At 57.1% G+C, this 12,454-nt stretch carries 11 protein-coding genes; 9 read left to right on the top strand and 2 right to left on the bottom strand.

All coding sequences use genetic code 11. The features are described 5' to 3' along the window. Positions 1-13: 13 nt before the first annotated feature. The 9 genes from HWX89_RS13490 (at position 14) to HWX89_RS13450 (ending at position 10,173) form a co-directional block, all read left to right on the top strand. The gene (locus HWX89_RS13490; protein ID WP_138794029.1) at positions 14-943 is read left to right on the top strand and encodes a substrate-binding domain-containing protein; all 930 of its coding nucleotides are present in this window, start codon (positions 14-16) and stop codon (positions 941-943) included. Positions 944-1,024: 81 nt separating this feature from the next. Beyond that, on the top strand, positions 1,025-1,924 hold the full coding sequence (locus HWX89_RS13485) for a sugar phosphate isomerase/epimerase family protein (RefSeq protein WP_138794030.1): 900 nt from the start codon (positions 1,025-1,027) through the stop codon (positions 1,922-1,924). A 10-nt stretch (positions 1,925-1,934) separates the two neighbouring features. After that, positions 1,935-2,945: a Gfo/Idh/MocA family protein gene (locus tag HWX89_RS13480; protein WP_138794031.1), complete on the top strand. Its 1,011-nt coding sequence runs from the start codon at positions 1,935-1,937 to the stop codon at positions 2,943-2,945. Positions 2,946-2,953: 8 nt separating this feature from the next. Beyond that, the gene (locus tag HWX89_RS13475) at positions 2,954-3,739 is read left to right on the top strand and encodes a TIM barrel protein (RefSeq protein ID WP_138794032.1); all 786 of its coding nucleotides are present in this window, start codon (positions 2,954-2,956) and stop codon (positions 3,737-3,739) included. A 72-nt stretch (positions 3,740-3,811) separates the two neighbouring features. Further along, positions 3,812-5,725, top strand: coding sequence for a bifunctional 5-dehydro-2-deoxygluconokinase/5-dehydro-2-deoxyphosphogluconate aldolase (locus HWX89_RS13470; protein WP_138794033.1), 1,914 nt, complete (start codon positions 3,812-3,814; stop codon positions 5,723-5,725). Next, entirely contained in the window at positions 5,722-7,554 is a 1,833-nt protein-coding gene (iolD, locus tag HWX89_RS13465; protein WP_138794034.1) for a 3D-(3,5/4)-trihydroxycyclohexane-1,2-dione acylhydrolase (decyclizing), read from the top strand. The genes HWX89_RS13470 and iolD overlap by 4 nt, the downstream gene beginning before the upstream one ends. A 28-nt stretch (positions 7,555-7,582) precedes the next feature. After that, complete coding sequence (gene iolE, locus HWX89_RS13460) at positions 7,583-8,488, top strand: myo-inosose-2 dehydratase (RefSeq protein WP_138794035.1); 906 nt, start codon at positions 7,583-7,585, stop codon at positions 8,486-8,488. A gap of 31 nt (positions 8,489-8,519) precedes the next feature. Beyond that, complete coding sequence (gene iolB, locus HWX89_RS13455) at positions 8,520-9,335, top strand: 5-deoxy-glucuronate isomerase (RefSeq protein ID WP_138794036.1); 816 nt, start codon at positions 8,520-8,522, stop codon at positions 9,333-9,335. Further along, positions 9,319-10,173: a MurR/RpiR family transcriptional regulator gene (locus tag HWX89_RS13450; RefSeq protein WP_138794037.1), complete on the top strand. Its 855-nt coding sequence runs from the start codon at positions 9,319-9,321 to the stop codon at positions 10,171-10,173. The genes iolB and HWX89_RS13450 overlap by 17 nt, the downstream gene beginning before the upstream one ends. 20 nt (positions 10,174-10,193) lie before the next feature. Here the strand turns inward: HWX89_RS13450 and HWX89_RS13445 are convergent, their stop codons facing one another. Beyond that, positions 10,194-11,309 (bottom strand): Gfo/Idh/MocA family protein, encoded by a 1,116-nt coding sequence (locus tag HWX89_RS13445; RefSeq protein ID WP_210271396.1) that lies wholly within the window; start codon positions 11,307-11,309, stop codon positions 10,194-10,196. Further along, entirely contained in the window at positions 11,275-12,447 is a 1,173-nt protein-coding gene (locus HWX89_RS13440) for a Gfo/Idh/MocA family protein (RefSeq protein WP_138794038.1), read from the bottom strand. The genes HWX89_RS13445 and HWX89_RS13440 overlap by 35 nt, the downstream gene beginning before the upstream one ends. Between the last annotated feature and the right edge of the window lie 7 nt (positions 12,448-12,454).

Here is a 12,454-nt window from a genome sequence, read left to right as displayed (position 1 = left end):
GTGAGGAACTGTAATGAAACAGCTTCTGATGACGACATCGCTTTGCCTGACACTGGCTATTCCAGCAATGGCAAGCGATACCCGTGTTGCGGTCAGCATGACCTCATTCGACAATCCTTTCCTGACCATTCTTCTCAATGGTATTCGCGGCGAGGCCGAGCGAAACGGTAAGATCGAGCTTCTGACAGAAGACGCTCAGCTTGACCCGGCAAAACAGCTTAACCAGGTCCAGAATTTCATCGCCAATGGCGTCGACGCGATGATCGTGAACGCTGTTGATGGAGACGCGACCGCTGCCATCACGAAGGCTGCGGCTGACGCCAACGTGCCGCTCGTTTATGTCAATCACCCGCCAGCAGAACTTGATGCTGGGTTGCCTGAGGGCACAGCGTTTGTCGGCTCCAATGAGCTCGATTCCGGAACAATGGAAGCTCAGGCCGCCTGCAAGCTGCTGGGCGGCAAGGGCAAGGCAGTGATCCTGATGGGACCGCTTGAAAACCATGCAGCCCTGGTCAGGACCAAAGACGTCGAAGACGTATTTTCGAAGCCGGAATGCAATATCGAGATTCTCGAGAAACAGACCGCGAACTGGAACCGCACACAGGCACAGGATCTGGTTTCGTCCTGGTTGACTGCCGGCATTGAGTTCGACGCCGTCATTGCAAACAACGACGAAATGGCGATCGGAGCAGCACAGGCGCTCAAGGCGGCAGGGAAGTCCTTGGACAAGATTGTGATCGCAGGGATCGACGCGACGCCTGACGGTCTGGCTGCAATGAAAGCCGGCGACATCGACATCACGGTCTACCAGAACGCCACCAAGCAGGGTGAGGTCGCCGCGCAGGCAGCAGTGAAGATGGCGGGCGGCGAAAAGAGCGAAAAGACCTACTGGGTCCCATTCGAACTCGTGACACCCGAGAACATGGCCAGCTACGCGAAGTAGCAGCCTTGGGGCGCGATCGGCTCCTCTCAACGTCGCGCCCCAACCATTCCCTTGCACAAGTAAAAAGAAATGGAGGCATCCATGAAGATCGCCATAGACCCGTTCATGCATCGACACTTGAGCCTTGAAGAACTTCCTCACAAGGTGAAGGAGCTCGGCTTCGACTGGATCGAGCTATCGCCTCGCGCCGATTTCCTCGAATGGTTCAAGGCACCGCGCGTATTCCCCGAGCGGATCAGGACACTCAAGAGATCGCTTAAAGAGGCCGATGTCGGCATTGCTTCGCTGTTACCGATGTATCGCTGGGCCTCCAATGATGAAACCGAACGAAAGGCGGCGGTCAAGCATTGGAAGCGCGCGATCGAAATCGCGGTCGAGCTCGAAGTCGATACGATGAACTCAGAATTCGGACGGGGTCCGCACCCTGACAAGGGTTCATGCTATTGCTGCCATACCGGCTCGATGATCGAAGCCTGCGAGGACGCCTGGTGGCGGTCTATGGAAGAGCTGGTACCTATCTTTGAACGTGAAGGTATCCAGCTGAATGTCGAACCGCATCCGGAAGACTGGTGCGAGACGCTGCAGCCAGCGCTCGATATCATCCGAACGGTGAACTCGAAGAACGTCAGGTTCCTCTATTGCGCGCCGCATACCTTCTATTTCGGCGATGACACGAAGGCTATGCTGCGCGAGGCAAAAGATGTTCTTGCCCACGTTCATGTCGGCGACACCTTCAATCACAAGGCAAGCTCCGGCCTGCGTTACATACTCAATCCGCCCGGGACGCAGGCGCGCGTCCACCAGCACCTCAATATCGGCCAGGGTGAAGTTCCCTGGGAAGACTTCTTCAGCACGCTTTCCGAAATCGGCTTTGACGGGATCGTGACGTCCTGCGTTTTCGCCTGGGAAGACAAGGCCGACGAATCCGGACGCTTCATGTGCTCCGAAATCAACAGATACATCGACAAATACCAGAAGTGAGGCTTTTCAAATGACGTTGAGAATTGGGGTCATCGGCACAGGTGCCATCGGCCGTGAACACGCGCGCAGGATCAACAAGGTTCTCGGTGGTGCGACAATCGTGGCGCTGAGCGACGTGAACCGGGCGTCTGCCGAAGCCGTAAAGACCGAGATCGCACCGGAGGCGACGATCTATAACACCGGCGAAGAGCTGATTGCGGCACCCGATGTCGACGCGGTACTTGTCACCTCCTGGGGCGCAACACACGAGCAGTACGTGCTGGCCGCCATCGCAGCGGGCAAACCCTGCTTTTGCGAAAAACCGCTTGCAACGACCGCCGAGGGCGCGAAACGTGTCGTGGACGCAGAGGTCAAGCACGGTAAACGTCTCGTCCAGATTGGTTTCATGCGTCGCTACGACAGCGGCTATGTTGCATTGAAGCAGGCTGTCGACAGTAAAATCGGCGCACCAATCGTTGTTCATGCCGCGCATCGCAATCCGTCGGTTCCCGAGCAATATGTGACGCCGATGGCGATCCATGACACCCTGATTCACGAGATCGACGTGTTCCGCTGGCTGCTGGACGACGACTACGTTTCTGCCCGCGTTCTTTTCCCACGCGCTGCCGCGCGCAGCCATGCGAAACTGAAAGACCCACAGATCGTCATTCTCGAAACAGCCAAGGGAACGATCATCAATGTCGAGGTCTTCGTGAACTGCCATTATGGCTACGACATCCAGTGCGAGGTCGTTGGAGAAGACGGGATTGCTAGATTGCCTGAACCGATGGCGATCCAGATGCGGCTTGGAGCCAAACTTCAGAACGATATCCTGACCGACTGGAAAGATCGTTTCATCGCAAGCTACGACGTCGAGCTCCAGGACTTCGTCGATGCCGCAACGCAAGGGACAGCCTCCGGCCCGACATCATGGGACGGCTATGTGGCGGCAATCACATCTGACGCCTGCGTCGCCGCGCAGGAAAGGGACGGCCAGGCCGTCGCTATCAACTTGCCGGCCCGTCCGACATTGTACAATTGAGGCTCCCCATGCGTTTTGCACTCAACCATATCACCACGCCCACCCTTTCGCTCGAAGCGTTCTTCGACGCGGCTCGAACCCTTGGTCTTACCGAGGTCGAAATCCGCAACGACCTGCCCAATGTTGTCGGCACAATCGAACCCACCGAGGTCAAGGCTGCAGCTACAAAATCCGGCGTCTCCATCATTTCGATCAACGCGCTTTATCCATTCAATGTCTGGACAGACGATCTTCGGGCCAAAGCAGTGGCGCTGGCCGACTATGCCGCAGCTAGTGGCGCAGAGGCACTGGTCATGTGCCCGCTCAACGATGGTACTAAAGTCTCATTCGACGACCTCGTGGCGGCACTGAAGGCGATGAAGCCGATACTTAAGGAGCGTGGCCTTATCGGGCTTGTCGAGCCGCTCGGCTTCCCGATTTCGTCGCTACGCACGAAAAGGGAAGCACTTGAGGCCATTGAAGCGGCGGGAGATGAAGGCGTCTACAAGCTCGTGCATGATACCTTCCACCATCATCTGGCCGGCGAGACGGAATTTTTTCCTGACAAGACTGGCCTCGTCCATATCTCGGGCGTTGTTGATCCCGAAGTTTCCATTGCCGACATGCTCGACGCGCATCGCGTACTTGTCGATGGTGCCGATCGCCTGGAAAACATCGCGCAGATAAAAGCACTGAACGCCGCTGGTTATCGTGGTCCCTTCAGTTTCGAGCCTTTTGCGACCGAGGTTCATGCACTGAAGGACCCTGTGAGCGCCGTCCGGGACAGCATCAACCACATCGCCCGATCAATATGACACCTAGTGCTCGCGGCGTTGCCGCGAGCAATCCGCTGACGCGAATGTCTCCCGGAGTGCCGGAGGAGTGAAATGGAAAAAAACCTGGATGTGATTACGATTGGCCGCTCTTCGGTTGATCTCTATGGCGCGCAAGTCGGCGGCCGGCTGGAAGACATGGGATCGTTCCAGAAATATATCGGCGGCTCACCCACCAACATGGCAGCCGGAACCGCGCGGCTTGGCCTCAAGAGCGGCCTGATCACCCGTGTCGGCGATGAACATATGGGCCGCTTCATCCGTGAAGAGCTCGAAAAAGAAGGCGTCGATGTGCGCGGGGTGAAGACCGATCCAGAGAGATTGACTGCCCTCGTCCTACTCGGCATCCGCGATGAGCAGCGGTTTCCGCTGATTTTTTATCGTGAGAACTGCGCAGACATGGCGCTCTGTGAAGACGACATTGACGAGAGCTTCATTGCCGAAAGCCGTGCACTGGTTGTGACTGGCACTCATCTCAGCCACCCTAAAACCGAAAGCGCCGTCCTCAAGGCGATCGACCTCGCCCGCAAACATGGCAGCCGCATCGGCCTCGATATCGACTATCGCCCCAATCTGTGGGGACTGGCAGGACACGGTGACGGAGAAAGCCGTTTCATCGAAAGCGCCCGCGTCACGGCCAAACTTCAAAGCCATCTCAACCTCTTCGACCTGGTCGTCGGCACAGAAGAGGAATTCCACATCGCCGGCGGATCGACCGACACTATCAAGGCGCTTCGCGCCGTACGAGCCGTCTCGTCTGCCACACTGGTCTGCAAACGAGGTGCCGCGGGCGCCGTGGCCTTTACCGATGCGATACCTGACAGTCTCGACGATGGCGAAAGCGGACCGGGTTTCCCGATCGAGGTTTTCAACGTACTTGGTGCCGGAGATGGCTTTATGTCCGGCCTGATCAAGGGCTGGCTGGAAGATGCGCCCTGGCCGAAGTCATTGGAATACGCCAACGCCTGCGGCGCATTCGCCGTCAGTCGGCATGGCTGTACCCCGGCCTACCCTTCACTGGAGGAACTGGAATTCTTTCTGGCGCGTGGTGTCAGGCGAAAGGCGCTTCGCAACGATCGAGAGCTGGAACAGATCCATTGGGCAACCAACCGCCACAATGACTGGTCAACGATGCGCGTTTTTGCCTTCGACCACCGTATGCAACTCGAGGCGATGGATGGCGCGACACCAGAGCGGATCGGGCAATTCAAACTGCTTTGCCTAAAAGCGACGCTCGATGTTCAGAACGGGCAGAAGGGTTATGGCATTCTCTGCGACAACAGGCTTGGGAGGCAGGCGCTGCATGCGGCCTCCGGAAGCGGGCTGTGGATCGGACGACCCGTCGAATGGCCAGGGTCACGTCCTTTGACGCTGGAGCCTGAGCTTGGGCTCGACTATGGAGGCCTCGGTGAATGGGCGTTGGAGAATGTCGTCAAGGTGCTCTGCTTCTGCCATCCGGATGACACGGCAGCGATGCGAGCCGAGCAAGAAGCTACGATCAGCCGACTTTTTTCGGCTGCCCGGCGTAATCGACTCGAATTCCTGTTGGAAATCATTCCCTCAAAGGCCGGCCCGGTCAACGACGACACAACGGCAACCCTGATCCGTCGGTTCTACGAGATTGGCATCTTTCCGGACTGGTGGAAACTTGAGCCGATGGTCAGCGCTGCCGCATGGGAGAAGACCTGCGCCGCAATTAACGACAACGATCCGAACACCCGCGGCATCGTTGTGCTCGGTCTCGATGCTCCAGAGGCGGAGCTTGAGGCCAGCTTCAAGGTCGCCGCTCGGTACCCGCTGGTCAAGGGCTTTGCTGTTGGGCGCACGATATTCGGAGAGGTCGCGCGCGGGTGGATGAAAGGCGACACCGCCGATGCGGATGCGGTCACCGAGATGGCGCACAGATATCGCCGGCTCTGCGACATTTGGGATGCGGCACGCAACGCCGCCAGGGAGAAATTGATATGACAACGATCCGTTTGACCGCAGCACAGGCGATGTTCCGCTGGCTGTCGGTGCAGATGAACGAGGATGGTGAGCGCTTCATAGACGGTGTCTGGGCGATCTTCGGGCATGGCAACGTTGCCGGCATCGGTGAGGCTCTGCATGGTATCCAGGGAACACTCCCCACCTGGCGCGGCCAGAATGAACAGACCATGGCGCACGCTGCCATCGCCTACGCGAAGACCAAGCGGCGGAGAAAGGCAATGGCGATCACCTCATCGATCGGACCAGGTGCGACCAACATGGTGACGGCGGCAGCGCTTGCCCACGTCAACCGCCTTCCAGTGCTGTTCATTCCCGGCGATGTGTTTGCCAATCGTCGACCCGATCCGGTCCTGCAGCAGATTGAGGATTTTGATGACGGCACCATGAGCGTTACCGACTGCTTCCGTCCCGTCAGCCGTTACTTCGACCGTATCACCCGGCCTGAGCATCTTTTGTCGGCTTTGCCCCGGGCGATGCAGGTGATGACCGACCCTGCCAATTGCGGCCCGGTAACGCTTGCCTTCTGCCAGGATGTACAGGCAGAGGCCTATGACTGGCCGGAAAGCTTCTTTGCTGAAAAAACCTGGCGCATTCGCAGGCCTGAGCCCGATCCCCGCGAGGTGGAGGACGTGGTGGCGGCGCTGAAGGCAGCTAAGAGCCCGGTGATCGTGGCCGGCGGTGGCGTGCTTTATTCTGGCGCCGAGCGAGAGCTGCTGAACTTTGCGAAGACGCATAATATCGCGATCGTCGAAACCCAGGCCGGAAAGGGCGCCATAGACTGGAAAGAAAAGCTGAACTTTGGATCGCCCGGAGTGACCGGAACCGATTGCGGCAACAAGGTTGCAGCAGATGCCGATCTCATTGTCGGGATAGGTACGCGGTTTCAGGATTTCACGACCGGGAGCTGGACGGCCTTCGGCAACCCAGATCGCAAGCTCGTGTCGATCAATCTTACCGGTTATGACGCCGCCAAGCATGGTGCTACTGCCCTCGTTTCAGACGCCAAGGTTGCACTGTCCCGTCTGTCGGCAGGTCTTGGTGGTCATCGATTTACCGATCCGGATTTCGCAGCGCGCGATGCCTGGTTCAAGCTGTCTGACGACGCGCTCGCCGCTCCGACGCGGGATGGCGAGAACTTCCTGCCATCAGACGCTCATGTCATCGGCGCTGTGCTGCGTCAGGCCAAGGAAAACACGGTCGCCATGTGTGCGGCTGGCACGATGCCCGGTGCACTGCAGGTGCTGTGGCGTGCGTCGGCCAATGGCTATCACATGGAATACGGTTATTCCTGCATGGGCTACGAAGTCGCCGGCGCCTTCGGGATTAAGCTTGCGGACACAAACAAGGACGTCATCTGCTTCGTCGGCGATGGCTCATACATGATGGCCAACTCAGAACTTGCCACCGCGGTCATGATGCGGGTGCCGTTCACCATAGTGCTGACCGACAATCGGGGCTACGGCTGCATAAACCGGCTTCAGCAGGAGTGCGGCGGGGCGGAATTCAACAACATGTACAAGGACAGCAACATCGAGGCGCAGCCGGAGATAGACTTCGTTGCGCACGCCCAATCGATGGGTGCCCATGCTTTGAAGGTCGACGACATAGCCGCACTGGAGCGCGAGCTTGTCGACGCCCGCGCCCGTTCAATTCCGACCGTAATCGTTATCGATACCGAAGCCGAGACAGGTGCCGGCATTGGAGGCGGGTGGTGGGACGTGGCAGTTCCCGAAGTCGGAAATACGGAAGAACTGAAGAAAGCGCGTGCCCATTACGAGGCGAACTTGAAGCGCCAGCGCATCAACTGACGCTGAGTGCGTCGCGGAGGATTTAACAATGATACTTTATGGAACCAACCCCATCGCTTGGTCCAATGACGACGATCAGACGATCGGGGCGCATCTGTCGCTTGAGGATTGCCTTTCCGACTGCCGCAAGATCGGGTTCGACGGCATCGAGAAGGGACACAAGATGCCAAACGAAGGCGAGGCGCTGAAGGCAAAGCTCGGGGAGTTTGGTCTGCGCTTCGTTGGTGGTTGGCATTCGACCAACCTGCTGGTGAACGACATCGCGACTGAGATTGCGGCCTTGCAGACTTTCATCAACATGACCAAGTCCGCTGGTGGCGATCACATCAATGCGTGTGAGTGCTCTAACACTGTCCACGGCAGCGACGGAACGCCTGTGAACGATCGGCCAATCATGACTGACGACCAATGGGCGCGTTTCTCCCAAGGGTATGAGACGTTATCCAAATATGCGCACGATCAGGGCGTTAAAATGGGATATCACCACCATATGGGGACGATTGTCGAAAGTGCAGCGGATATTGACCGCTTCATGACAATGGCTGGTCCCTATACCCGTCTGTTGCTTGACACAGGCCATTGCACCTTTGGCGGTGCAAACCCGCAGGATATCGCAAGCCGGTACATGGGCCGCGTCACGCACATCCATGCCAAAAACATCCGTCCCGAAATCATGAAACAGGTTCGTTCGGAAAACCTGTCCTTCCTCGAGGGTGTGCGCCGCGGCGTCTTTACGGTTCCTGGCGATCCCGACGGCTGCGTCGACTTCGCACCGGTTCTAGAGATTGCGGCCGCGCACAGCTACTCCGGCTGGCTCGTCATTGAGGCCGAACAGGACAGCGCCGTTCGGGAACCGTTCCATTACCAGAACATGGGCCTGAAGGCGCTGAAATCGATTTCCCGCGAAGTCGGCTTGGACAAAGCTGCGGCATGAACCGCAACGCGAAAATTGGAGAAACATCATCATGAGCCAACTTTTGCGCCGACCATTCGGTAGCCACGGTAAGGTCCACGAAATTACCCCTCAGTCCGCCGGGTGGCGGTATGTCGGTTTCAACCTTTATCGCTTGCGCGAAGGCGAGATCATCGGCGAGGCAACCGGCAGCATGGAAGCCATATTGGTGATGGTTGAGGGCAAGGCCAGCTTTACTGCCGATGGAAAGGACTGGGGTGAGCTCGGTGAACGGATGAGCGTCTTCGAAAAGACAGCTCCGCACTGCCTTTATTTGCCGAATGATGTGCGCTGGGAAGCGCGCGCGACAACCGAGTGTACCATCGCCGTCTGTCTTGCGCCGGGAAGAGGCGGACACACCGCTCGAAGGATCGGTCCCGATGGTATCAAACTGACACCACGCGGCGTCGGCTCCAATCAACGCCACATCAACAACATTGCAATGGAAGCCGAAGATTACTGCGATAGTCTTTTGGTGACCGAGGTTTTTACGCCAGCTGGCAACTGGTCTTCCTATCCAAGTCATCGACACGACGAGGACGACTATCCACGTATCACCTACCTAGAGGAGACCTATTATCACCGAGTGAATCCGATAAACGGTTTCGGGATTCAGCGCGTCTATACCGACGATCGCAGCCTTGATGAAACAATTGCCGTTGCAGATGGCGATGTTGTGCTGGTTCCGCGCGGTCATCATCCGTGTGGAGCACCGCACGGGTTCGAAATGTACTATCTCAACGTGATGGCAGGACCATTGCGCAAATGGCGCTTCGTACCCGACCCTGCTGTCGAATGGATCATGGAACGCGATGCCCGCCAAACCTGATAGCAAGGGTGAAGGTGCTGGATTGCCCGAGGATTTCGATAGCCTGCGGGCGAGAATCCGCGCACGGTATGTCTCGTTGCCGAAACGCCTCGCAGCAATTGCGCGTTATATACTGGATTCCCCTGATGACGTCGCCCTGAATTCGGCCACTGACATCGCGGCAGCTGCACATGTCACGCCATCGACCTTGATACGGTTCGCGCAACTGTTCGGCTATGACGGCTTTGCTGCGATCCAGACGATGTCTCGCGACGCCTTGCGCGATAAGGTCTCAAGGGGCGTTGGAAGGACAGATCAGAAAATTTCCGAGCGCAACGAGGGGCCGGATACCCGGATTTTTCGCCAGACATTGGACGCATTCCACCGCGCGCTGGATGGTCTGTCTAGTTCGATTACGATACGAAATGTCCAAATTGCCGTCCGCATCATCAACTGTGCGAATTGCGTGTTTGTTATCGGAAGAGGAAGCACGTATCCTGTTATGGTCGGCATTGGGCACGTCCTGATGCGGTCAAAAATCAAGACGATCCTGCTCACAGATATTGCTGGCGGTGAGGAACAATTGGCCTGTGCTGCCCGTGGCGATGCAGCGATCGTTTTTGCCTGTGGATCGGATGCGGATCAAATGGCAGGTTCCACCTCAAAACTTATTAGGCGGGGAATCCCCGTCATCGCGATGACAGACACGGAGCTGTCACCTTTGTCAGAGCTTGCATCCGTCTGCTTCACTGTGACGGGTGCGGGCGTTATGCAAAAATCCATTGCGGCCATCGCACTAGGCGAGGTACTTGCGTCCGGTGTAAGTCTGTTGCGAGAAGAGCAAGCTCGCACGACCTGATAGAAGCTTTGCGCTCGAGGTCATTCACGCAAGCCTGCTCGACTAAAATTGATTGCAACTGCCGAACGGATCGCATCAAGTGTTTTCATTGTGTCGAGGGAAGCATCGAGTGGTCTGCAAGGACTTTCGAAGCTCCCTTCGCTTATTACATAAGCGATGCCGGCGGCCTCGTGGAAAAGACCTTCGAAATGCGCACCACGCGGCTCGTCGTATTTCAGTCTGACAGACCCGTCGAGCGACCACACTTCAAAAGACCCCGGCAGATGAAATTCGTTCGCAAAGCGGATCGAGCCTTTCGTTCCGATCACTGCGGCACCTGTTGGAGTAAAACCATAAAGTGTTGTTGCCATAGTACCTTGGGCGCCATGATAATTCATCATTGCGACAGCCAACTGCCCATTAACACCGGCCGGATCATCGGTAGCGACGCCGACAACCTTGGACGGCACACCAAGCAACTTCGTCAGCAAAGAGACCGGATATGTTCCGAGATCAAGTAGTGGCCCGCCAGCCAGTGTTGGATCGAAGATGCGGTGGTCCCGTGGAAGATATTCGCCATACTCCGTATAGACCGATTTGATGTCACCAATGACGCCGGCATCAAGGATCTGTTGAACAACGTCGAATTTCGGCAGGAAATACGTCCAGAGTGCCTCGGCAAAAAAAACGCCTTTCTTTCGAGCCGCAGCGACCATTTCGGCCGCTTGGGCGTGGTTCAAGGCCATCGGCTTTTCTACGAGCACGTGTTTACCGGCATTGATTGCGAGCAGGACGTGCTCGTGATGCTGACCATGTGGGGTGGCAACATAAATTATATCTATGTCGGAAGCCTGAACCAGCTCTTGGTAGCTCCCATAGGCGTTCTGGATGCCCCACTCGGATGCAAACCGCTTCGCAGCCTCTTCCGATCTCGATCCCACGGCCGCGATCACCTGCCGAGTGTGTGCCTTGACCGATTCTGTGAACTTTGCTGCGATCCAGCCAGTTCCCAAAATGCCCCAGCGCATTGGAGGAGCGTCCTGGGGTGGCCGCAATCGGGACGCAGGGAGGGCAGATGGAAATGTCATGTCAAATACTCCTAAATGTGCGTCGGCGTATTGCTCAGACCACAGTCTGTTCCCACTGGCCCGTTGCAAGCGAGCGCTCCATCGCGTCTATGATCTGCTCGTTTGCCAGACCGAATTCAAAGTTGGGGTAACAATCGAGATCGCCCATGATGCCTTGGATCAGATCCCGAACCTCGATAACCTTGACGTCGAAGTAGCCAAGGCCGCCTCCGGCAAAATCGAAACCGAAGAACGCTGAAAACTGCGGTACTTGGCTACCGGCGAGGATCGTCTTGAAACCTCGGTCCGGTTTGGGATCGTTGAAACGCGATATCTTCAGCTCATTGAAGCGCTCGCCGTCCATGATGATCGTACCTTCGGTCCCAGATATCTCCCAGTAGACACCGAATACCTTGCCTGCGGCCACGCGCGATGCCTCGATTGTGCCACCAGCACCAGACTTGAAGCGGACAAGTGCCTGGATTTGATCCTCGTTCTCGACCGTCGCGCGAGGGGCATCAATGCCGGCCTTTGCACCGTAACCTGAGCCACCCTGGGGCACGGGCCTCGTTGGAAAGAACGTCTGGCTCTGGGCGATAACGCTTTCAACTGGACCCAAGAGGTATTGCGCGACGGAAATCACGTGACTTCCTAGATCTCCCAGAGCCCCTGATCCCGCCTCACGACGCGTGCAACGCCAAGAGAACGGCAATTCAGGATCATTGAAGAAACCCTGATCGAACCAACCGCGAAAGCGCATGGGCTGGCCGATATCGCCCTTGTCGATCAGCTGCTTCGCGAGCATGGCTGCCGGTGTCTTGATGTTGTTGAAGGCGACCATCGTCTTGACGCCTTTTTTCTTTGCTGCTGCGGCCATTTCTTCGGCCTCTGCCAAAGTCACCGAAAGCGGTTTTTCGCAGTAGACGTGTTTGCCTGCTTCAATCGCTGCGAGTGCCATCTCGTGGTGCATGGCGTTTGGTGAGGTAATGTCGACGATGTCGACTTTCGGATCTTCAACCAGCCGGCGCCAATCGCCGGTGCTTTTCTCAAAACCGTATCGGGCAGCAGCATCCGCAGCCAGTGTCTCGTTTGCATCGGCGAGCATATAAAGATGTGGGAAGGCTGCGAGATCGCGGTAGAGCATGCCAGCACGACGGTAGGCGTCGGCGTGGGCTTGCCCCATGAAGCCTGAACCGATCAGGCCGATATTGAGTGTTTTCTGGGCCATGGCCTCT

The sequence above is a fragment of the Rhizobium sp. RM genome, from assembly GCF_013390595.1.
Lineage (GTDB): Bacteria > Pseudomonadota > Alphaproteobacteria > Rhizobiales > Rhizobiaceae > Agrobacterium.
Note: the sequence above shows the minus strand (reverse complement) of the source record. Positions and strands in the feature narration are given on the sequence as shown.